This window comes from Dysgonomonas sp. GY617, from assembly GCF_015233815.1.
Classification (GTDB): domain Bacteria; phylum Bacteroidota; class Bacteroidia; order Bacteroidales; family Dysgonomonadaceae; genus Dysgonomonas_A.
In genome coordinates this window covers 102,644-127,653 of record NZ_JADCLR010000003.1, presented here as the reverse complement: position 1 = coordinate 127,653, position 25,010 = coordinate 102,644, and the positions used below count along the sequence as shown (strand labels likewise).

The window sequence follows — 25,010 nt, the reverse complement described above, 5'->3', positions numbered from 1 at the left end:
AGTAGAACTTCTAAATTGATTAATCGTTTAACTAAAGGGTTATAAAATCTAATTAAACGTTTAACTTAATAAACTAAGAACTCTCTGCAATTTATTTATTTGATAAGTATCTCTTTTTCGGGTCTAAATATTTAAAACGACTAAGGTTTAATTTTTCTAAATAGTATTTGATGTCTGCAAATATATGTTCTTATTCACATTTTGATATATGCAAATTGATCTTAATTATAACTTTTTTGATCTTAACTCAAAGTATGATCGGCATATTACTATTGTATATTTTGCCGTTAAATCCGCTTGAATACTAGATTCTGACTATTTTTAGAATGACTAAATAATCCCAAAGTCATTCTTTAGTCCATTTTATTCTATGGCAAAACTTATATATTTTTGAAAGCACGATTGCTTTTATCCAAGCAAAAATAACCTTTTTAATTGATTATTTGAAAACCACAAAGAATGAACAAAAAAATAATTTTTCTTGTATTTTCTCTATTCTTATCCTTTCTCGTTCTAGGAAACGATATTCAGCCTCAAACATCAGTCGCAGGTTTTTTCGATTTGAAAAACTCGGGGCGTAAGGTCTATAACTTCAATGTTGGATGGAGATTCCAGAGGGGTAATCCAAACGGAGCTGAAAAGATAGACTTCGATGATTCTAAATGGGACATAGTCTCTACACCTCATACCGTTCAGTTAATGCCTGCAGAAGCTAGTGGAGGACGTAACTATCAAGGGCCAGCTTGGTATAGAAAGCATTTTATAGTAGATGAGACTCTAAAAGATCAGTTGATAAATATCTATTTTGAAGCTGCTATGGGTAAAAGTACTATATACCTAAACGGACAAGAAGTGGAAGAACACTTAGGTGGTTATCTTCCTTTTAGCATAGAACTGACTAAATATGGAGTAAAGGCAGGAGATAAATGCTTAATTGCAGTACTTACCGATAACTCCGATGATAAAAACTATCCTCCGGGTAAAAAGCAGTCAACACTCGACTTTACATATCATGGAGGTATTTATAGAGATGTCTGGTTGATAGCAACTTCTAGAATTCATATCTCAGACCCCAATAAAGAAAATAAACCTGCAGGAGGTGGAGTATTTGTACATTTTGATGAAATTTCTAAAAAGAAAGCTTCTATATCTATTGACACAGATGTATTGAATCAATCTACAAATAATGAAAATATTAAGATTGAAACCCGACTGTGTGATGCAAACGGAAATGTGTTAAAAACAATATCATCGAAAGTAAACCTAAAGCGAGGAGAATCGAAGCAGGTAAAGCAAAATATTATACTTAATAATCCAACTTTATGGTCGCCCGATCAGCCTTATTTATATAGAGTAGAATCGCGAATTATTGCATCTAATGGAACTAGCTTAGATGGTGGAACAACACGTATAGGTTTGAGAAAAGCCGAATTTAGAGGTAAAGACGGATTTTGGTTAAACGATGAGTTATCGGACAAACTTATTGGAGGTAACAGGCATCAGGATTTCGCATACGTAGGTAACGCCATGCCCAATTCTCAACATTGGCGTGATGCTAAAAAATTACGTGATGCTGGATGCCGCATAGTTCGTGTAGCACATTATCCACAAGATCCCTCTTTTATGGATGCTTGCGACGAGTTGGGTATATTCGTTATTGTAGCTACTCCGGGATGGCAATACTGGAACAAAGACCCTAAGTTTGCTGAATTGGTTTATGAAGATATACGGAATATGATTAGACGAGACCGTAATCATACCTCAGTTTTAATGTGGGAGCCGATTCTTAATGAAACACGCTTTCCTTTAGAGTTTTCATTGAAAGCCCATCAGATCACACACGAAGAATATCCATATATGGGAGCTTTCTGTGTAGCTGACGCACACTCGGAAGGGGTGGCCGAAAACTATGAAGTTGTTTACGGATGGCCTAAAGATGTAGGCAGCTATAAGCAGTGTATATTTACACGCGAATTTGGCGAAAATGTAGATGATTGGTATGCACATAATACCAACAACAGAGCATCCCGTAGTTGGGGCGAAAGACCTCAGGTTGTTCAGGCTTTGCAGCTGGCTAAAGCTTACAATGAAATGTATACACAAAGCAATCAGTTTATAGGAGGTGCATTATGGCATCCTTTCGATCACCAGAGAGGCTACCATCCCGACCCATATTGGGGTGGACTAATGGATGCTTTCCGTCAACCTAAATATTCGTATTATATGTTCAAGAGTCAGGTTGATGCCGATCTTAAACATCCATTGTCGGAAACAGGACCAATGGTATTTGTAGCTCATGAGATTTCTCCTTTTTCAGATCCGGATGTAACTATATTTACTAATTGTGACGAAATTAGACTGATTGTCTATGGGAAAGATACTTTAACTCAGAAAGTACAAAAAGCTCAATATGGAATGCCCCACCCTCCGGTTATTTTCAAGAATGTTTTCGATTTCAATTCTATGAGAGAATATCCATATGTACAAAAACAATGGCAAAAAGTAAGCTTTGTAGCAGAAGGACTTATAGATGGTAAAGTAGTATGCTCTACAACAAAAAAGCCATCGAGACGCTCTACCAAATTGAGTTTAAGAATAGATAACGAAGGCAGACAGTTATATGCTGATGGTTCAGATTTTGTTCCCGTTATATGCGAAGTTACCGATGATGAAGGTAATGTTCGCAGATTAGCTAAAGAGCAGATTTTATTTTCGATAGAAGGTGAAGGCGAAATAATTGGAGGTTCGCAAATAGGAGCAAATCCACGGACCATTGAGTTTGGCTCTGCCCCTGTTTTGATAAGATCAACTATAACTCCCGGTAAAATTAAAGCGCATGCCCGTGTATTGTTCGAAGGTGAACATGCCCCTACCCCTGCTGATATAGAATTTGAGACAATCGCCCCAAATCGTAATCTATTGTTTTTAGATAAACCAACAGTTAATAAAATTAGTAGTGAAGCATATCAGCGAAGCTTTAATAGACAACTCTCAGAGGAAGAGCGAAAAAAAGCTTTAGATGAAGTTGAAAGACAACAAACCGAATTTGGTCAATAAAGGACAAGCTTTATTATAGCTTTGGTTAGTATAGTATAGAACCAAAGCTATAATAATAAAATGTAATCATAGATAGTAATCGTTACATAGATATGATAGCCATGGGAATAATTATTAGATTGGTTTTAGCAATTCATGTTTCATAACATAATGAAAACACCTTGCTAAAACGTTTAATCTGATATTTTTGTAAAATTGAAAACTATAAACAACACAACAATGGCACGAGTTTCTATTAAAGATATTGCAATAGCATTAGGAGTTTCTAACGCTACTGTTTCGTTAGTTATCAATGGCAAAGAGAAGGAAGGGCGTGTAGGATTTGAAATGGCTGAAAAGATCAGAGCAAAAGCTAAAGAATTGAATTATGAGCCTAATAATCTGGCTCGAAGTTTAAGGATTGGACGCTCTGAAACAATAGGATTAATTGTTGCTGATATTTCCAATATATTCTTTGCAACTCTTGCATTTCATATACAAGAATATGCAGAAAAACTAGGATACACCATTGTGATAACCAATACTAATGAGGATACATCTAAAATGGGAAAGATGATACATACACTCCAAAGCAGGCAAGTGGATGGTTTTATTATAGTTCCTACGGAGAACGGAGAAGAAGACATTGCTAAACTTGTGAGGTCTAAAACTCCCGTTGTTCTTCTCGATAGATGTTTTCCGGCAATTGAAACGAGTCATGTAATGATAGATAATTATCAGACCTCCTATTTGGCTACTCGACATCTGATAGCTTTAGGATGTAAAAAAATAGCATTACTTACTTATAAAAATAGACTTCACCATATGACCGAGCGTAAACGCGGATATGTTGAAGCTGTACAAAATGCTAATATATTTGATGCCGGACTCATTAAAGAAGTGAGTTATGAAAATATCACAGAAGATACCACTAATGCCATTAACGATCTGCTTAAAATAAAAGATCTGGACGGTATATTCTTCTCAACAGATAGTGTTTGCGTAGCAGGAATAAAATATATGCAAGAAACAGACAAAAATATTTTTAAGAAAGTAAATCTGATGAGTTTTGATAGAAACGAAATATTTGATTTTGTAAATTATGACGTTCCTTATATGATGCAACCTTTACCCGAAATGGGGAGAAGAGCCATAGATATATTAGTAAATCAAATTGTAAACAAATCAAATACGTCCGAAAAAATAGAACTTCAAGCTACCTTGCATAGCTGATGTAAGATTTTTAATTTAAATAACTTAACCTCTGGTATTAAATAGAAACACGTATAAAATATAATGAAGAAATTATTATTGACAATTTATTTTCTAAGTGTATTTTTTTGCAGCAATGCTAAAACGATTAACCTTATTTCGTTTGGAGGAAAATCCGATGGGAAAACCTCAAATACACAAATAATAAAAAAAGCTATTGATAAGCTTACTTCTGATGGAGGTGGAACTTTATATTTTCCGGCAGGAACATATCTAACAGGACCTATCAAACTCGAAAGTAATATTACAATTGATATTGAATCGGGTGCAACAATTCTATTTTCGGGTGAGTACGAAGAGTATACCCCGTTTGTAGAAATGCGATATGAAGGAGTTGTAATGAAAAGCTTCCACCCTCTCTTTTATGCTTATGAGAAAGAAAATATTACCATAAAAGGCAGAGGAAAGATTGATGGCAACGGAGCTTATTGGTGGCATGTAGCATGGGCAATGGATGGTATTGAAAAATACGCACCACTTTTAAAACGAGTAGCTCCTCTACAAGAATTATGGGATAAGGAAAACCCAAATCTTAAGATTGAAGAACAATCGGATTGGAAAAGAACACTTGCAAAGAAGTTCTTTCGCCCACCCTTCATTCAAATGTATAAAAGTAAAAATATACTTATTGAAGGAATCACAATCGAAAACTCTCCTTTCTGGACAATCAATCCTGAGTTTTGTGAAAATATAACTATTAAGGGAGTATCTATTTTTAACCCTTACTCCCCAAACACGGATGGAATAAATCCTTCATCATGTAAAGATGTACATATCTCGGATTGTCACATAAGTGTAGGTGATGATTGTATCACATTAAAATCAGGACGTGACCTTCAAGGACGTGAGTATGCTACACCTTGTGAGAATGTAACCATTATAAACTGTACAATGTTAGCAGGTCATGGAGGTGTTGTTATTGGCAGCGAAATGTCTGGCGATGTTCGCAAAATAACTATATCAAACTGTATTTTCGATGGAACGGACAGAGGTATCCGTATTAAATCGACCAGAGGACGAGGTGGTATCGTAGAAGAGATAAGAGTGAGTAATGTGGTTATGAAAAACATCAAAAAGGAAGCAATTACATTGAATCTTTTTTATTCAAACGTGCCTGCTGAACCATTATCAGATAGAACTCCTATTTTCAGAAATATACATTTCTCTAATCTTACGGGGTCTGATGTAAACGCAGCTTGTACTATATGGGGAATTGAAGAGGCTCCTATCTCGAATATAACTTTTACTGATATAAATATTGATGCCAAAACCGGATTTGATATTGATAAATCGAAAGATTTGATATTTACTGATGTTCAGGTAAATGCAACCTTGAGTCCTTCGTTTACAATCAAAAATTCTGCAAATATTCAGATGAACAATGTATATACGTTGCAACCTAACTCTGAGAAAAGTCTTATATCTCTCACAGATGTAAAAGACATTTTCATAAAAGGATGTTTTCCTCTAGCAGGAAGCCAATCGTTCCTAAAAGCAGACGGTGCAAGTACCAACAATATTATATTAATGGGCAATTACCTTAAGAGGTTGAATCAAAGCATTGAGAAAGGACAAAACTTGAACCCGAATGCAATAATTATAGAGCAATGAGAAAACTGACAACTATCCTCTTATTTCAATTAATTATTGTTTCATCTGCATTGTTTGCACAAACAGCAGACGATTCTTATGCACGTCCTCTAAAAGATGTTCTGGCAGACATTGAGCAACAATTCAATATTAAAATCAAGTATGATAAAAAGATGATAGACGATAAGGTCTTGAATTATGCCGATTGGAGAATCAAACCATGGAGTGTCGAAGAAAGCCTTTATGCTGTACTGGCTCCTTTCGATTATACCTTTGTTATGGATAACGATAAGTATAAAATAAAATCGTTTGAATATGCTAGAACAAATGTAGCGCAGGGCGAAAAATTCCTAACATATCTTAAGACATTATATAACGATAAATCAAGTTGGGAAAAACGAAAAGCTGAACTAATTCCCTGCTTCAAAGAAGCATTAAGATTGTCACCATTACCTGCAAAACCAAATTCTAAGGTTATACTGACAGCCAAAAGGAAATACAATGGATATACAGTTGAAAATTTTGCTATTGAAACACTGCCGGGAATATATGTTTGCGGATCAATTTATAAGCCTTCTAAAATAAAAGGTAAATACCCGGTAATACTCAATCCCAATGGGCATTTTGGGCAAGGAAGATACCGGGAAGACCAACAAAAACGATGTGCTATGCAAGCCCGAATGGGAATCATTTCGGCCTCTTGGGATATTTTCGCTTGGGGAGAAAGCCTCCTGCAATTCGATGGAACATTGCATCGCCTAAGTGCAGCTCATTCTATACAAACATTAAACGCAATACGCGTACTTGATTATTTATTGACACTTAAAGAATCGGACTCCTCTCGTGTAGGGATCACCGGTGGATCGGGAGGTGGAAGCATGACTATGATGATGTCGGCAATAGATGATCGAATTAGTCTAAGCATACCCGTAGTAATGTTGGCGTCACATTTCAATGGTGGCTGTCCATGCGAAAGTGGCATGCCAACCCATTTATGTGGAAATCGTACAAACAACGCAGAAGTCGCAGCCATATTTGCACCCAAACCACAATTAATAATCTCTGATGGTAAAGATTGGTCAAGTAGTGTTCCTACTTTAGAATATCCTTTTATAAAACGGATTTACGGATTTTATGGTGCTACTGATAACGTAAAGAATGTTCACTTACCTGAGGAAGGACATGACTATGGCTTCTCTAAAAGGATAGCGGCATATGATTTTATAGCTGAAAAATTCGAGTTAAATCCCGAAATGCTTAAAAATAAAGAAGGTCAATACGATGAAAGTACAATAACCATCGAGAAAGAATGGCAAATGTATGCTTTCGGCAAAAATGGAGAAAATCTTCCTTCAAATGCCATAAAAGGAAAAGAAGCCTTAATGGAGGTTTTGAAAAACATAGGCATTCAAAAATAAACCTCATATCTTAAATAAAATAGCCATGAAAAAACTCGTCTATCTCTTAATCTTACTATGCTTTTCATCTCAATGGATAACAGCAAAGGATAACGACAATTTACGCCTCTGGTATAACAAACCTGCTGCCGATTGGAATGAAGCTCTTCCTTTGGGAAATGGACGTTTAGGTGCAATGGTATTTGGTGTACCTTCAGTCGAACACTTGCAATTGAATGAAGAAACTATTTGGGCTGGTTCTCCTAATAATAATGCTCATGAAGTAGCTCCCGAAGTTTTACAAGAGGTTCGTAAGCTTATTTTCGACAAAAAATATGTTGAAGCTCAACAGTTAGCCAATGAAAAACTAATGTCTAAAAAGAATCACGGAATGCCTTATCAAACGATGGGCGATTTGTTTATTTCTTTTCCCGGACACGATAAATACACAAACTATTATAGAGATTTAGATATATCTGATGCTCTGGCAACTGTGACTTATAAAGTGAATGGTGTAACTTTTAAACGTGAAATTCTTACATCATTTACCGATCAAGTGATAATGGTTCGGTTGACAGCTGATAAACCCGCTAGCATTTCATGTAATGCATTTTTGACAACTCCACAGGAGAAAGTCGAATATACTGCCGATAACAATCAGATTATACTATCAGCACTAACACCTGCACACGAAAAACAAAGTGGAAAGGTACAATTAGAGACAAGAGTAAAACCCAAAATTGTAGGAGGGACTTATCAAATAAAAGATAATATAATAAGTATTGAGAACGCTGATGAAGCAATTATCTATATTGCTATCGCTACTAATTTTGTGAACTATAAAGATATATCAGGAGATAAAACTCTGAAATGTAAAACATATCTTGATAATGCAACTGTCAAAGATTATGCCTTATCAAAACAACGTCATATTGATTTTTATCGTCAATACATAGATCGTGTTTCACTCAATTTAGGCACTACGGATGCAGTTTTAAAGCCAACCGATGTAAGAATAAAAGAGTTTGCACAAACTTTCGATCCTCAATTGGCTGCCCTATATTTCCAATTCGGGCGTTATTTATTGATCTCATCCTCTCAGCCAAATACTCAACCTGCTAATTTACAAGGAATATGGAATGACAGACTCCTACCCTCTTGGGATAGTAAATATACTTGTAATATAAACTTAGAAATGAACTATTGGCCTGCCGAGCCTACAAATCTAAGCGAAATGCATGATCCTATGTTACAACTTGTAAAAGAGGTTGCCGAAACGGGAGAAACCACAGCTAAGATGATGTATCACACTCGTGGATGGGTATTACATCATAATACAGATATATGGAGAACTACGGCTCCCGTAGATCAGGCAACATCAGGTATGTGGCCAACCGGAGGTGCATGGGTAAGTCAACACTTATGGTATCGGTATTTATACACAGGTGATACGAAATATCTGAAAGACGTTTATCAGGTGATGAAAGGTGCTGCCATGTTCTTTGTAGACTTTCTTATTGAAGAACCCGATCATGGCTGGTTGGTTGTATCTCCTTCTAATTCTCCCGAAAATGCTCATGCAGGAAGCAAGCTTAAAGCTACAATAGCAGCAGGCACAACAATGGATAATCAGTTGGTATTCGATTTGTTTTCGAATGTAATTGCTGCTGCTGACATATTAGGTGTAGACAAAACATTCGCTGATACATTGCGTACGAAAAGAGATAAACTTCCCCCTATGCAAGTAGGACAACATGGTCAATTACAAGAATGGTTATATGATTGGGATTCACCCGAAGACAAGCATCGCCATGTATCTCATCTATACGGATTGTATCCTAGTAATCAGATATCACCCATTCATACACCTCAGTTGAGCGAGGCTGCAAAGAATACCTTAATTCAACGTGGCGATCCATCAACAGGATGGTCAATGGGATGGAAAGTATGCCTTTGGGCACGTCTTTTAGATGGAGATCATGCCTATAAATTGTTGACTGAGCAATTGAACTTAGTAACTAACGAAAAGAAAAAAGGAGGTACTTACAGCAATATGTTTGATGCTCATCCACCTTTTCAAATTGATGGAAATTTTGGATGCACTGCCGGAATTGGCGAAATGTTTGTACAAAGTCACGATGGATTCATCTACATATTACCTGCATTACCTAGTGTTTGGAAAACGGGTAGTATCAAAGGTCTTGTTGCCCGAGGTGGATTTGTTATAGATATCGATTGGAAAGATGGAAAGGTAGAGTCTCTAAAAATTGTTTCTAAGAATGGAGGAAACTGCCGATTAAAAATTGATTCACCATTACTAGGAAAAGGATTGAAGCCTGCGAAAGGAACAAATACAAATCCGCTTTATACAACACCCGAGATTAAGCAACCTATAATCTCAGATAAAGCTCAACTGTCTATTCCAGCTAATAGAAAATCGTTAACATACGACCTGAAAACAGAACAAGGAAAAACATATACATTCAAGAGTAAGTAATAGTCAGTATTTAAAGTAACCTTATTAAATAATTAAATAGGTCTGCGACCTTAAATATAAAAAACATGAAGATACGCAAAGTTATACTTATAGCAGCTTTTGCATTTTTAGGACTTGGTTCTATCCATGCACAAGAGAAAAAAAGCAAAATAGATATACCTTGGGACAATGGAAAATTAAAAGTAAGTGACAATAAACTTTTCCTTCAACACGAAAATGGAAAACCGTTTTTCTGGTTGGGAGAAACTGCTTGGTTATTGCCCTCACGATCAAATAGGGATGAAGTAGACTTCTTTATGAACGAAACTCAAAAGAATGGCTATAATGTTGTTCAAATATCAACATTGCATACTGTTCCAGCTATGAATGTGTATGGAGATTGGGCTTTACCTTATGGCTTCAACTTCGATAATATAGATAAAAAAGGAGAATATAACTATTGGCAACATGTAGACTATATTGTAGAGAGAGCCAAAGCCAAAGGTATGTACATAAGCATAGTTTGTGTTTGGGGAAGTGTTGTTCAACAGAAACAAATGTCAGTTGAAGATGCTAAGAAATACGGTAAATTTCTTGCTGAGCGCTATAAGAAATACCCCAATATTGTGTGGCTCATAGGAGGTGACATCCGTGGAGATGTTCAGCCCGAAGTCTGGCAAATGCTTGCTAAAACTATTCGAGAAATAGATCCTGATCATTTAATGACTTTCCATCCTCGTGGACGTACCATATCGACTACTTGGTTCAATAACGAATCATGGCTCGATTTCAATATGTTCCAATCGGGACATCGCCGCTATGGACAACGTTTCGGTGACGGAGATTATCCGATAGAAGAAAATACCGAAGAAGACAACTGGCGTTTTGTAGAACGCAGCTTAGCCGAAAAGCCATTAAAACCTGTAATTGACGGAGAGCCTTCTTATGAAGATATTCCTCATGGTTTGCACGATTTTAATGAGCGCTATTGGCAAGCCGAAGACGTACGTCGATATGCTTATTGGTCGGTATTTGCAGGATCGTTCGGTCACACATACGGACACAATTCTACCATGCAAATGCTTCGCCCCGGTTATCAAGCTTCATTTGGAGCAAAGAAACCTTGGTGGGAAGCAATTCATGACCCAGGATGTCAACAAATGAAATACCTTAAAAACTTAATTCTGGCATTCCCTTTCTTCGATCGTATTCCCGATCAATCAGTAATAACCAATGTAAATGGGGTGCAATACGAACGAGTAATTGCTACACGTGGAAAAGATTATATTCTAGTATATAATTATACAAATAGATTATCTGAAATTGATCTGACTAAAATATTAGGAGCAAAGAAGAAAGCATGGTGGTTCAGTCCCGCTAATGGAAAAGTAGAGTTTATTGGAGAATTTGAAAACGGAAAACAAACCTTCATCCACGATTCGGGTTACCGAGCAGGAAACGACTGGGTACTTATTATTACAGATGCTTCGAAATCTTATGTTCAGGATAACTTACAAGATAATAAGAATTGATATGAAAAAAATAATATTACTCCTATTATCAGCCTTTTGTCTAGCCTCTGCATTTGGTGTAGAAGTAGACAGGCTTAGATGTGAGATGCTTGTAAACCCTGAAGGTATTGCTACTTCTCAACCTCGATTAAGTTGGATAATTCAATCCAAAGAAAGAAACATTAGTCAAACTATCTATCAAATATTAATGGCATCATCTGCTGATAAATTAGCGAAAAATGAAGCTGATATTTGGGATTCGGGAAAAGTAAACGGTAGCCAATCCATTTTTGTAAATTATGGCGGCACTCCCTTAAAAAGTCGTACCGATGTTTATTGGAAAGTGAAAGTTTCTACCAATAAAGGAGAATCAGAATGGAGTAAACCCGCAAAGTTCAGTATTGGATTATTGTCTGATAAAGAGTGGTCTGCTCAATGGATTGGGCTAGATAAAGTATTCCCTTGGGATAGTGAAACTCAGTGGGCAAGACTCTCAGCGCGTTACTTGAGAAAAGAATTCAGCAGTAATAAAAGTATTAAATCGGCTAAAGCATACATCTCAGGATTGGGATTATATGAGCTATATATCAATGGTAATAAAATAGGCGATCAGGTATTAGCACCTGTGGCTACCGATTATACTAAGACTGTTCTTTATAATACGTTTGACGTCACTAAAGAAATCAAAAGCGGTAAAAATGCTATTGGAGTAGTTTTAGGAAACGGACGTTTTTACAACATGCGTCAGAACTTCAAACCTCATAAAATTAAAACATTTGGTTATCCTAAACTTCTTTGTCAATTCGAAATAGAATATACGGATGGAACAAAAGAAGTTATAGTAAGTGATAGTTCATGGAAGATTACAACTGATGGGCCTATCCGATCAAATAATGATTTTGATGGCGAAGAATATGATGCAACAAAAGAATTAGGTAAATGGAACCAAATTGGATTTAATGACAGAAAATGGCAAAAAGTCGAACTTGTAAAAGCTCCCGAAGGGAAACTTTCGGCTCAGATGAGCGAAAATATGAAAATTCATGAATCGCTTAAACCTATTTCAATCACCCATCTTAAAGCTGATACCTTCATTGTAGACATGGGGCAAAATATGACCGGTTGGGTTAAGATTCAGAAGATAAAAGGAAAAAGAGATGCTAAAATATCTTTGAGATTTGCCGAAAGATTAAAAAGCGACGGACGTTTATATACCGAAAATTTAAGAAGTGCCAAGCAAACTGATATCTATACGATGAGAGGCGATGCTTTAGAATCGTGGGAGCCATCATTTATGCATCATGGATTCCGTTATATGGAAGTTTCAGGATATTCAGAAACACCAACTATTGACAACTTTCTGGGTCAAGTTATTTATGATGATATAGAAACAATTGGTCATTTTGAATCATCTAATGATGTGCTGAATAGAATTTATAAGAATGCATATTGGGGTATTCGTAGTAATTACAAAGGAATACCACTTGATTGTCCGCAAAGAGACGAAAGACAGCCTTGGCTAGGCGACCGCACGACCGGTTCTTTAGGCGAAAGCTATATTTTTGGTAACGAAAAGCTATATACTAAATGGCTTAAAGACATACAAGACTCTCAACTCGATAATGGACAGTTATCGGATATAGTGCCACCTTTTTATATGACTTATTACAGCGATAATATGACATGGCCGGGTACATATATGTTTATTGCCGATATGTTGTATAATCAATTTGGAAACTCTCAACCTATTGTAGAGCATTATCCGTATATGAAAAAATGGCTTTCGTATATGACTGACAAATATATGACGGCAGATTACATTATGACTAAAGATAAGTACGGTGATTGGTGTGTTCCACCCGAAGCTAAAGAAATGATTAAGTCGCAAGACCCTGCCCGAATAACAAATGGTGAGCTAATTGCCACTGCCTATTTCTATAAGATATTGTTATTCATGCAGAAATTTGCAAAAATAAATGGTAGCACCGCGGATGTTCAGACTTATGCAGATTTGGCTGAGAATGTAAGGATGGCATTTAATACTAAATTTTATGATAGCGAGACAAAACAATATGGCAACTATACTGTTACTGCTAATCTTTTACCATTGGCATTCAATATTGTAGATAAAGAAAATGAAGATATTGTATTCCAGAATATGCTGGATAAAATTGTAAGGAAAGAGAAACTACATATCAGTACAGGAGTTATCGGTACACAGTGGCTCATGCGTGAGTTGACTAAAAGAGGCTGTATGGATGTTGCTTACACCATTGCTTCACAAAAAGACTATCCAAGTTGGGGCTATATGGCTGAACAAGGCGCCACAACCATTTGGGAACTTTGGAACGGAGATACAGCTAGTCCTAAAATGAATTCGCACAATCATGTAATGTTATTGGGAGACCTCATAACATGGATGTATCAAGATGTGGCAGGTATCAAACCCCACCCTAACTATTCCGGATTTAAAAATCTGTGGATGATGCCTAATCCAACCGAAGATTTGACTTATGCAAAAGCTTCTCACCAAACATTATACGGATTAGTAAAAAGCGAATGGAAGCTAGATAAAGGCATTTTCACATGGAAAATTACGATTCCTGCAAATACTCGTGCCAATATTTTACTACCCGCTGCTTCCGGAGATGATATTACAGAAAACGGTCAACCAATTACAAAAGTTGAAGGATTAAAATATGTAAGAGAAGAAAAAGGCAGAATAAACCTCGAAATAGGATCGGGAGAGTACGTTTTCACCTGCAAATACGGACAATCTTTCAATCGTTGGAGGGAAGGAGTCATAGTTGATCAATTTATAAATAAGACTGCCCCTTATCCCGAAAGTCATGCAGCAACTATTGCTGAAACGAAAGAAGGACAATTGATCGCCTCGTGGTTTGGAGGCACTAAAGAGCGAAATCCTGATGTTTGTATCTGGACTAGCTATTTGGTAAACGGACAATGGACAGAGCCTCAGAATGTAGCTAATGGCATTGTAAATGATACTCTGCGATATGCTTGTTGGAATCCCGTATTGTTTCAAGTACCAAACGGAGAATTACAGCTCTATTACAAAGTAGGTCCAAATGTTGGAGGATGGGCTGGTAAACTTATAACCTCTCAAGATGGTGGTAAAACTTGGTCAAAACCAGTTGATTTACCTGATGGATTTTTAGGTCCTGTGAAAAATAAACCTGTTTTATTGAAGAATGGAACACTACTTTCCCCATCCAGTACCGAAGGCGGTGCATGGAGAGTTCATCTTGAAGCAAGTAAAGACTTTGGAAAAACATGGTCTAAAATAGGTCCTATAAATGAAGGTGTAGAATTACATACTATACAACCATCGATACTAACTCATAAGGATGGAAGATTACAGATTCTTTGCCGTACTAAAGAGCGGGCAATTGCCGAATCGTGGTCGTCTGACAATGGAAAGACATGGAGTCCTATGACTAAAACGATGCTACCCAATAATAATTCGGGAACGGATGCAGTAACCTTGCAAGACGGCCGTCAATTGTTAGTGTACAATCATGTATTGCCTCATGACACTTTAAAAAATGGAAAAGGTGCACGCACTCCATTAAATGTAGCCATTTCGGAAGATGGTGAAACATGGTATGCTACTTCTATATTAGAAGACTCGCCTATCAGTCAGTACTCTTATCCTTCTGTTATTCAGAGTAAGGACGGCATGGTACATATTGTATATACATGGAGAAGAAAAGCTATTAAACATATTCAGATAGATCCTAATAAACTGGTACTATCAAAAATAGAGAATATGAAATGGCCTTCAACTCAAGAAACATCTGAAATAGAAGTTGTAAACAACAACAGATATAAGGTTTCGGTTTGTGACTGGATGATGCTAAAACGTCAAAAAGTAGGAGCTATGCAATTAGCTCAAGAAGTTGGTGCTGATGGTTTAGAGTTAGATATGGGTAGTTTAGGTAAACGTGTATCGTTTGATAACAAGTTTACTGATAAACAATTTCAAGAGTTATTTATAGCTGAATTTAATAGAGTTGGCATACAATTGAGTTCTATTGCCATGTCTGGATTTTATGGGCAATCGTTTGCCAGCAGAGATAATTATGAACAATTGATGGATGAATGTATTGCAACTATGCAAGCATTAGGTGCTAAAGTAGTTTTCTTGCCCTTAGGAAATCAAAGTGATTTAGCCAAAAATCCAGAACTATATCCCATCATATTGGAACGCTTAAAAGTGGCTGCAAAGAAAGCTGAAAAAGCAGGAGTAGTTATTGGTATTGAAACTTCTTTGGATGCTAAAAAAGAAGCAAAATTGATTGATGAGATAGGTTCTCCATCAGTAAAAAGCTATGTCAACTTTTCAAGCATTCTGAAACGTAATGGAGATATTATCAAAGAATTGAAGACTTTAGGAAAAGATCGTATCATACAAATACATGCAAGCAATACAGATGGGCATTGGCTAGAAAACGATCCTGCAATTAATATGCCCGAAGTAAAGAAAACCCTTGACAAAATGGGTTGGAGCGGATGGCTTGTTATCGAACGTTCACGAGATACAACAGATGTTCACAATGTGAAGAAAAACTTCGGAGCAAATGCCAACTATCTTAAATCAGTATTTCAATAAGATCACAGAATAGTAGTTGTAGGGCGAACCTATGTGCTCGCCCACGGAGGACAAACATATAGGTCTGCCCCTACAACAATATAGAATGTTAAGTTTTATACCATGATTAAATATATTAGTTTTTTATTTTTCACTTTCATTTCAATCCAATCTTTTGGAGCAGACATCTATGTAAACTCTAATGGAAAAGACAGCAATGAGGGAACTAAATCTGCACCTAAAGCAACTTTAAGCAATGCCTTAAGGGAAGCTCGAAACATGCGTCGACTGGGTAAGATCAAGAATAATGAGCCTCTTTATATTTGGATGTCAGGAGGTACTTATTCATTGTACGAACCTGTTTTCGTTCGTTCTGAGGATTCGGGAACAGAACAAAGCCCTACTATTATACAAGCTCTTGAAGGAGAAGAACCTGTATTAAGTGGAGGAATCAATATAATCAATTGGAAAAAAGAAGGTAAGTATTGGACTGCGAATGTTCCGTCATTTAATGGAAACCCTCTCCTATTCAGACAGCTTTGGATTAATGGCAAAAAAGCCACAAGAGCACGTAATGTCTCCGATTTTGAGAAAATGGACAGAATCCGAAGCAACGATAAAATAAATGAAATTCTTTGGGTTCCTGCTTCTGCCGTAAAAAATGTAGTGAAGTCTGAAAACCTAGAATTGGTTATCCATCAAATGTGGGCAATTGCAAATCTACGTGTTAAATCAATCACGATACAGGGTGATTCGGCAGGGATAAAGTTTCATAATCCCGAAGCTAGAATCCAATTTGAACACCCATGGCCACAACCAATGATAAAGGAGGAATTCAATTCTGCTTTTTACCTGACTAATGCTATCGAATTGCTTGATGAGCCGGGAGAATGGTATCATGACAGAGCCAAAAATAAGATATATTATATTCCGAAAAAAGGTGAAGATATGAGCAGAATACAGGCTGTTATTCCTGCTGTGGAAACGCTAATCAACATCTGTGGAACATTGGAAAAACCTGTTCAGCACATTTATATAAAAGGACTCTCTTTCAAAAATACAACATGGACAAGACCATCCGAAAAAGGACATGTTCCGTTACAAGCGGGTATGTATTTAGTGGATGCCTATAAATTACGTCCTCCGGGAGTTCCTGGTAATTTCAATAAAGGAATCGAAAATCAAGGGTGGATCGGTCGTCCTCCTGCTGCACTTCAAATAAAAAATACACAATATATAGGAGTCGAAAACTGCCGATTTGAACAGCTTGGTTCTTGCGGAGTAGATATTCTTCCGGGTTCTAAATATTCAACAATCGAAGGTTGCCTATTCAGAGATATAGCTGGAAATGGTATGCAGATAGGCGAATTTGCAGAAGAAGCTTTCGAAACACATCTACCTTACGACCCCAAAGACGAAAGGCTACTATGTTCTCATCAACGCATAGCTAATAACCTGATTACTGATGTCACCAACGAAGACTGGGGTTGTTTAGGTATAGCAGCGGGCTTTGTACGTGATATTAATATCGAACACAACGAAATCAGTGAGGTCTCGTATTCGGGAATCAATCTCGGATGGGGTTGGACAAAAACCGTAAATAGTATGAGAAACAATCTAGTTCATGCTAATTATATCCATCACTATGGTAAACACATGTATGATGTGGCAGGTATTTACACCTTATCGGTACAATCTAAATCGACTATTAGCGAGAATGTTGTAGATAGTATTTATGTACCCTCTTATGTACATGACCCCAACCATTGGTTCTATTTATATACAGACGAAGGCTCATCTTTCATTACTGTAAAAGACAATTGGACGCCTTCAGAAAAGTTCTTGCAAAATGCCAATGGTCCCGGTAATACTTGGGAAAACAACGGGCCAATGGTAGGAGATTCTATCAAGCAAAGAGCAGGATTACAGGCAAAATACAAACATCTATTAAACCGATAACTTATGAAACTATATATAAAACACATATTATTCCTTTTTATAATTGCTTTTTCGATACAATCGATCAATGCACAAAAAGCTACTTGGATATATTATCCAGGAGATTTCGAAATATGGTTGGGTAATGAAATGCAAAACAGAAGAACCGAAAGAGGAACTTTCTTTCCTCCATTCTGGAAAATGGATAGTCATTATGTATTAGTGGAATTTTCCAAGAAATTAGACCTGACTCAACCTGAAGAAGTACAGATTTATGCAGAAGGTCGCTACAATGTAAAGTTGGACGGAAAAATGATCTCGGGCTACCCTACCACTGTTACAATTCCTGCAGGAAAGCATAGCTTAAATATAAAAGTACATAATCAGGCAACTGTTCCTGCTATTTATGTGAAAGGAAAAACCGTGCAGTCGGATAACACATGGTTGGTTACTTTCGAAGATAAAGAATGGATTGACGAATCGGGTAAAGCATCAGATACTTCTTCGGGAACTGTGTATCTGAATGCTTCTTCATGGAATTTCGATTCCCCCGAAAATACACCATCTAAATTTAAATTGGCTACAGAGCCTATGTCAGCCGTAAAATCAGAGCAAAAAGGAAACGGTACACTTATCGACTTCGGAAAAGAAACTTTCGGTTTTGTAAAGTTCCATAATCTGAAAGGAAAAGGGAATCTAAATATTTATTATGGAGAATCGCCCGAAGAATCACTATCAACAGTCTCTTGTGAAACACTAGATCGTTTACCTATTGACTACAACAATGCTAAAGATTTAACTATTAGCGATTCAAAAGCGTTCCGCTATATCTATATTGAAAAAGACAATAGCCTTTCGTATGATTCGGTATCTATGTTATACGAATATCTGCCTTTAGATTACAGAGGTAGTTTCAGATGTAATGATGCTCTATTGAATCAGATTTGGGATATTTCAGCCTATACAATGCATCTTACTTCTCGTGAGTTTTTTATTGATGGAATCAAGCGTGACAGATGGGTGTGGTCGGGCGATGCTTATCAAAGCTATTTGATGAATTATTACCTGTTCTTCGATTCGCCTTCTGTCACCAGAACCATGCTTAATCTGAGAGGAAAAGATCCTGTGACAAGCCATGTGAATACCATTATGGATTATACATTCTATTGGTTTATGGGTGTATACGATTACTACCAATATACAGGTGATAAAACTTTTATAGAACAATTTTATCCTCGAATGCAATCTTTAATGCAATACTGTCTGTCACGCACCAATTCGAATGGAATGATGGAAGGTCTTTCGGGCGATTGGGTATTTCTCGATTGGGCAGATTTCAAGATGAGTAAAACAGGAGAAGTAAGTTTCGAGCAATTACTTTTCTGTAAAAGCCTCGAAACGATGGCTCTTTGTGCTAAACTTGTAGATAATACTGAAGACAGTAATAAATATACCTTACTGGCTAATGATTTGAAATCAAAACTGTTCACAGCTTTCTGGTCAGGAAAAGAAAATGCATTTATACATAATCGTGAGAATGGTGTGCAAAGCGAGCAAGTAACCCCTTATACTAATATGTTTGCAGTTCTTTTTGACTACTTAGATCAGGATAAAACAAATGCGGTAAAATACAATGTATTGTTGAATTCCGATGCGCTAAAAATCACCACTCCTTATATGCGTTTTTATGAATTGGAAGCACTCTGTATACTTGGTGAACAAAATTATGTACTAAAAGAAATTCGTGATTATTGGGGTGGAATGCTCAATGAGGGAGCTACCTCTTTCTGGGAAAAATACAATCCAAACGAAAAAGGAGCAGAACATCTTGCGATGTATGGTCGTCCCTTTGGTAAAAGCCTGTGTCATGCATGGGGAGCAAGCCCTATATACTTATTCGGTAAATATTATTTAGGAGTAAAACCTGCCTCTCCCGGATACGAAACATATACGATTGAACCAAATCTGGCTGATTTGAAATGGATCGAAGGAAAAGTACCAACTCCTAACGGGGATATTTACGTCTATTGTGACACCAAACAGATCAAAGTAAAATCGGATACAGGAACAGGAACATTAACTGTCAAAAGTAAATCAAAACCAGCCTCTAAAGATGCCACTATAAATTCTAAAGGCGGCAATATTTATGAAGTCGAAATACTTAAAGGAAAAGAATACGTAATAACATATAAGCCATTGTAAAAGAATGAAAAAGTTAAGTTATATATTTTTATCAGCATTGTTTTTGAGTGGGACTTTTACTCTACCTGCTCAAAATAAAAGTCTGGTAAATACATCTCAAAGCCCATATGCCAAACTTTCGGGTGTAGGTATGAGCGATGTTCATTGGACAAACGGATTTTGGGCAGATCGCTTTGAAGTCTGCAAACAATCTATGTCTCCCGGTTTGATGAAAACATATATGGATGAAAGTATCAGTCATTCATTTAAAAATTTCGAGATAGCAGCTCGAATTGATACAGGTTCTCATGTTGGTCCTCCATTTCATGATGGAGATTTCTATAAAGCATTCGAGAGTCTGGTAAGTTTATATGCCACTACTGGAGATAAAAACCTGATGGTATTAATGGATGAAATTATTCCCGTTATTACTAAATCACAACGTGAAGACGGATATATCCACACACCTGTAATGATTGAAGAACGTAAAAACGGTCAAAAAGCAAAAGCATTTGACGATCGGTTAAACTTCGAGACTTACAACATGGGACATCTAATGACTATGGCTTGTTTACATTATCGGGTTACCGGAAAACGCACTTTATTGGATGTAGCTGTAAAAGCAACCGATTATCTCTATAATTTCTATAAAACAGCATCACCCGAACTAGCCCGAAACGCCATTTGCCCTTCACATTATATGGGAGTGGTAGAGATGTACCGAACTACCCGTGATCCTAAATACTTGGAATTATCGAAAAGCCTTATCGACATCAGAGGATTGATGGAAGATGGAACAGATGATAATCAAGATAGAGTTCCTTTCCGTCAACAAACCAAGGCAATGGGGCATGCTGTACGTGCAAACTACTTGTATGCAGGTGTAGCCGATGTGTATGCCGAAACGGGAGACACATCTTTGATTCGTCCATTGAACCTTATATGGGACAATCTGGTGAATACCAAAATGTATATAACAGGAGCTTGTGGTGCTCTTTATGATGGAGTATCTCCTAACGGAACATCATATGATCCATTGGAGGTTCAGAAAACACATCAATCTTATGGTCGAGACTATCAACTACCCAATATGACCGCACATAACGAAACTTGTGCTAATATAGGTAACCTGCTTTGGAACTGGCGGATGCTTCAACTCACAGGAGAAGCCAAATATGCCGATATAGTTGAGTTGACTCTTTACAATAGTATTTTATCGGGTGTTAGTCTTAATGGTCTTGACTTTTGCTATACAAATCCTTTGGCTGTTTCCGATAAGTTTCCGTATACCATGCGTTGGTCAGGAGGTAGGATTCCTTATATAGCCTTATCCAATTGCTGCCCTCCAAATACAGTGAGAACTATATCAGAAGTTCAAAATTATGTCTATAATCTTTCAGAGGATGGCTTATATGTAAACCTTTATGGAGGAAGTCAATTAAAAACCAATCTTAAAAACGGTGATAATATTCAAGTGACTCAAGCAACTGATTATCCATGGGATGGACAAATATCATTAACCATTGATAAAGCACCTGAGAAATCGTTTACACTTTCGATGCGTATTCCCGGATGGTGTAAAGGAGCAACAATCTCCGTTAATGGCAAAAAGCAAGAAGTCAATTTGGAATCGGGTTCCTATGCTCAAATAACAAGAACATGGAAAAACGGCGACAAAGTAGAACTAAATCTCCCAATGGAAGCCAAATTGATAGAAACAAATCCTTTGGTAGAAGAAACACGTAATCAGATAGCAGTAAAAAAGGGACCAGTAGTTTACTGTCTTGAAAGTAACGATCTGCCTAAGCAAGATATATTTCAAGTAGTTATTCCTTCTGATACTAAATTTACCCCTATCACAATGAATATCGATAATAGCAAATTCATGGCTTTAGAAGGACAAGCATATATTGAAAATAGTAATTGGGATAACACTCTATATCGTGAAGTATCACCTGTAAATAAGCTTAGTTCAGTAAAATTAATCCCCTACTACGCTTGGGGTAACAGAGGTAAATCGGATATGACTGTTTGGATGAATCTAAAAAGATAAAATCTATCAATATAAGGGAGATACATAAATCTGCCTCTATAAGAAGAAATAATAACAAATGGGTCTGCAACCTTGATCCAAAATCTATAAATTATGAAGCATAAATTATTATTAGCTATTTTTTCTATGATTTTATTTATTTCGTGCTCAACGGAAAAAGTAACAATCATAGTCGAAGACAATCCATCAACTCGTGTAACCTTTGGTGTTGAGAGATTAAAATCAGCTCTTGAAGAAGCTAAATATACAGTTTCAATAAAAACTGTAAACGAGAATAACGACGTACTAGTTATTACTATAAGTGAGAATAAAACCGATTCTTTGGCAAAGGAAGGATATACAATAGCATCCGAAAACGGATCGATTTCAATCAAAGGAAATGACGCTTCAGGCACATTATATGGTTGTATAGAATTGGTAAAACAAATTAAAGAGGAAAAGAAACTACCTGCAAATTTCAACATTACTGATCAGCCCGAAATGGTTTTGCGTGGAGCTTGTGTAGGTATTCAAAAACCATACTATCTACCTGACAGAAATGTATATGAATACCCATATACCCCTGAAACGTTCCCTTGGTTTTATGATAAAGCATTGTGGATTGAATATCTGGATATGTTAGTCGAAAATAAAATGAACTCTTTATACTTATGGAACGGGCATCCTTTTGCTTCGTTGGTAAAACTGGAAGATTATCCATTTGCAGTAGAGGTAGATGACGAAACATTCAAAAAGAATGAAGATATGTTTGCATTTCTTACCGAAGAAGCCGACAAACGCGGTATTTGGGTTATACAGATGTTTTACAATATATTCGTATCTAAACCTTTTGCCGAACATTATGGAATAAAAACACAGGATAGAAGCCGCCCTATTACGCCACTTATTTCAGATTATACTCGAAAATCAGTAGCTGCATTTATTGAGAAATATCCCAATGTTGGACTTTTGGTTTGTTTGGGAGAAGCAATGGATACTTATGAAGATGATGTAGAATGGTTCACTAAAACGATTATTCCGGGAGTACAAGATGGGTTAGCTAAATTAAATACTACAATACAACCTCCAATAGTTGTAAGAGCACATGATACTGATGCCAAAATGGTGATGGATGCTTCCCTACCCCTTTATAAGAACTTGTATACTATGCACAAATACAATGGAGAATCGTTAACCACTTACGAACCTCGAGGTTCGTGGTCTAAGATTCATACCGATCTTAGTAGCTTGGGTTCAGTACATATCTCAAATGTTCATATTCTAGCTAATCTTGAGCCTTTCCGTTATGGATCTCCCGATTTTATCCAAAAATGTGTACAAGCTATGCATAAAGTACATGGAGCCAATGCCCTTCACCTATATCCACAAGCATCGTATTGGGACTGGCCTTATACTGCCGATAAAACTGAACCTCGTTTAAAAGAAATGGAACGAGATTGGATTTGGTATCAAGCTTGGGGACGCTATGCTTGGAATGTAAACAGAGACAGAAATGATGAAATAAAATACTGGACAAAACAACTAGACAATATGTATGGTTGTGGTGAAGGAGGCAAAAACATACTCGAAGCTTACGAACAATCGGGAGAAATAGCACCTAAACTGCTTCGCAAATTCGGAATTACAGAAGGAAACAGACAAACCCTCCTATTGGGTATGTTCTTAAGCCAATTAGTGAATCCAGCCAAATGGAAAGTATATCCTGGATTTCATGAGTCTTGCGGACCCGAAGGCGAAATGCTAATTGATTACATGAACAAAGAATGGAACAAACAACCTCATGTAGGTGAAACTCCTCCTCAGTTGATTTCTGAAGCTGTTGCGCATGGTAATGCTGCTGTTGCTGCCATAGACAAAGCTACACCTAAAGTAAACAAAAACAAAGACGAGTTTAACCGTCTGAAAAACGATATGTATTGCTATCAAGCATTTGCTAACTTCTTCTCAGAAAAAGTAAAAGCTGCTATGCTAATACTTCAATATACACATTCTAATAAAATTGCCGACTTAGAGAATGCAATTCCTCATATCGAAAAAAGTTTGGAATATTATCAACAATTGGTAAATCTGACCAAAGATGCCTATCTATATGCAAATAGCATGCAAACAGCTCAACGCCGTATTCCGATTGGAGGCGATGATGCAAAAAATAAAACGTGGGAAGAACTTCTGCCTCACTACCAAGCAGAATTGGCAAACTTCAAGAAAAATGTTGAGTTTATTAAAAAGAATGGAAATTCAGATAATCAAACTTTTGATGTACTAAAACCTGTTGAGGTTAAAATAGACAATAAAGAAGGAGTCTCTTACCTTATTAAAAAAGGAGAAAAAGTATTCTCTGATAAAGATTTTGTGATCGGAGATTTCTCTCCTGAATTGAAGAATATGAAGGCAATTCGCTTTAGTCAGGATAAACAAGCAGAACATGGAACAACCCTATCTTTCGAAAATCAGAAACCTGTTAGCATCTTAGTTGGATATCTTAATACCGAACGTAAAGAATATGCTAAAGCTCCTACTTTAGAGACAGATGCAAGTGCTAATCAGTATGGACAAGGAGATGTTAAGATAGCCAATGCTTTAGACATTCCGGGAAGAGGTTCTATCAATATTCACTCTTATACTTTCCCCGCAGGAAAAAACACGTTGAATTTGGGTAAAGGAGCTTTAATGATTCTCGGATTTATAGATGCTAACCAGAAAATCACACCTCATAATGCAGGATTTGGAGGAGAAGATGCTTCAAGTAAAATTGATTGGTTATTCTATTGATAAATAATGCGAATAAGTAGTTGAATTACCTACGCACAATTAAAGATTATGCCCGTAAGGCTCACGACCTTACCGGTTGCACGGGGCACCCGATGTGAAAAGAAAGCACAAAAAACAAAAAGAAATCAGCATTAAAAGTATTTTTTTGTTTTCGCTTTCGAGCACGAATCGG

Annotated in this window: 10 protein-coding genes and 2 pseudogenes; all 12 read left to right on the top strand. The window is 36.8% G+C overall.

Going from position 1 to position 25,010, the window contains the following annotated elements; translation table 11 throughout:
- The first annotated feature begins 459 nt into the window (after window positions 1-459).
- Window positions 460-3,057 carry a glycoside hydrolase family 2 protein gene (locus tag IR022_RS04715; RefSeq protein ID WP_194202816.1) on the top strand — a complete coding sequence of 866 codons (2,598 nt, stop codon included), beginning with the start codon at window positions 460-462 and terminating at the stop codon, window positions 3,055-3,057.
- 219 nt (window positions 3,058-3,276) lie between these two features.
- Window positions 3,277-4,269 carry a LacI family DNA-binding transcriptional regulator gene (locus tag IR022_RS04710; RefSeq protein WP_194202815.1) on the top strand — a complete coding sequence of 331 codons (993 nt, stop codon included), beginning with the start codon at window positions 3,277-3,279 and terminating at the stop codon, window positions 4,267-4,269.
- Window positions 4,270-4,332: 63 nt separating this feature from the next.
- Window positions 4,333-5,658, top strand: a pseudogene (locus tag IR022_RS04705) (glycoside hydrolase family 28 protein); the annotation flags it as partial.
- Window positions 5,659-5,915: 257 nt separating this feature from the next.
- Window positions 5,916-7,316, top strand: a complete 1,401-nt coding sequence (locus tag IR022_RS04700) for an alpha/beta hydrolase family protein (protein WP_194202813.1) — start codon at window positions 5,916-5,918, stop codon at window positions 7,314-7,316.
- Between the two features lie 25 nt (window positions 7,317-7,341).
- Window positions 7,342-9,792, top strand: coding sequence for a glycosyl hydrolase family 95 catalytic domain-containing protein (locus tag IR022_RS04695; protein ID WP_194202812.1), 2,451 nt, complete (start codon window positions 7,342-7,344; stop codon window positions 9,790-9,792).
- Window positions 9,793-9,857: 65 nt separating this feature from the next.
- Window positions 9,858-11,303 (top strand): glycoside hydrolase family 140 protein, encoded by a 1,446-nt coding sequence (locus IR022_RS04690; protein WP_194202811.1) that lies wholly within the window; start codon window positions 9,858-9,860, stop codon window positions 11,301-11,303.
- A 1-nt stretch (window position 11,304) separates the two neighbouring features.
- Window positions 11,305-15,051 (top strand): annotated as a pseudogene (locus tag IR022_RS04685) (family 78 glycoside hydrolase catalytic domain); the annotation flags it as partial.
- A gap of 21 nt (window positions 15,052-15,072) precedes the next feature.
- Window positions 15,073-15,915, top strand: a complete 843-nt coding sequence (locus tag IR022_RS20320) for a sugar phosphate isomerase/epimerase family protein (protein WP_410492799.1) — start codon at window positions 15,073-15,075, stop codon at window positions 15,913-15,915.
- A 102-nt stretch (window positions 15,916-16,017) separates the two neighbouring features.
- On the top strand, window positions 16,018-17,853 hold the full coding sequence (locus IR022_RS04680; RefSeq protein WP_194202809.1) for a right-handed parallel beta-helix repeat-containing protein: 1,836 nt from the start codon (window positions 16,018-16,020) through the stop codon (window positions 17,851-17,853).
- Window positions 17,854-17,868: 15 nt separating this feature from the next.
- Window positions 17,869-20,034 (top strand): alpha-rhamnosidase, encoded by a 2,166-nt coding sequence (locus tag IR022_RS04675; protein ID WP_410492798.1) that lies wholly within the window; start codon window positions 17,869-17,871, stop codon window positions 20,032-20,034.
- A gap of 4 nt (window positions 20,035-20,038) precedes the next feature.
- The gene (locus IR022_RS04670) at window positions 20,039-22,066 is read left to right on the top strand and encodes a glycoside hydrolase family 127 protein (RefSeq protein ID WP_194202807.1); all 2,028 of its coding nucleotides are present in this window, start codon (window positions 20,039-20,041) and stop codon (window positions 22,064-22,066) included.
- A gap of 93 nt (window positions 22,067-22,159) precedes the next feature.
- Window positions 22,160-24,838, top strand: a complete 2,679-nt coding sequence (locus tag IR022_RS04665) for a glycoside hydrolase family 20 zincin-like fold domain-containing protein (protein ID WP_194202806.1) — start codon at window positions 22,160-22,162, stop codon at window positions 24,836-24,838.
- The last annotated feature ends 172 nt before the right edge of the window (window positions 24,839-25,010 follow it).

What these genes read in the sequence shown, in the direction of transcription:
- IR022_RS04710 (WP_194202815.1), top strand. Translation starts at nt 3,277, where the DNA reads ATGGCACGAGTTTCTATTAAAGATATTGCAATAGCATTAGGAGTTTCT.
- IR022_RS20320 (WP_410492799.1), top strand. Translation starts at nt 15,073, where the DNA reads ATGAAATGGCCTTCAACTCAAGAAACATCTGAAATAGAAGTTGTAAAC.
- IR022_RS04665 (WP_194202806.1), top strand. Translation starts at nt 22,160, where the DNA reads ATGAAGCATAAATTATTATTAGCTATTTTTTCTATGATTTTATTTATT.
- IR022_RS04690 (WP_194202811.1), top strand. Translation starts at nt 9,858, where the DNA reads ATGAAGATACGCAAAGTTATACTTATAGCAGCTTTTGCATTTTTAGGA.
- IR022_RS04700 (WP_194202813.1), top strand. Translation starts at nt 5,916, where the DNA reads ATGAGAAAACTGACAACTATCCTCTTATTTCAATTAATTATTGTTTCA.
- IR022_RS04680 (WP_194202809.1), top strand. Translation starts at nt 16,018, where the DNA reads ATGATTAAATATATTAGTTTTTTATTTTTCACTTTCATTTCAATCCAA.
- IR022_RS04695 (WP_194202812.1), top strand. Translation starts at nt 7,342, where the DNA reads ATGAAAAAACTCGTCTATCTCTTAATCTTACTATGCTTTTCATCTCAA.
- IR022_RS04670 (WP_194202807.1), top strand. Translation starts at nt 20,039, where the DNA reads ATGAAAAAGTTAAGTTATATATTTTTATCAGCATTGTTTTTGAGTGGG.
- IR022_RS04715 (WP_194202816.1), top strand. Translation starts at nt 460, where the DNA reads ATGAACAAAAAAATAATTTTTCTTGTATTTTCTCTATTCTTATCCTTT.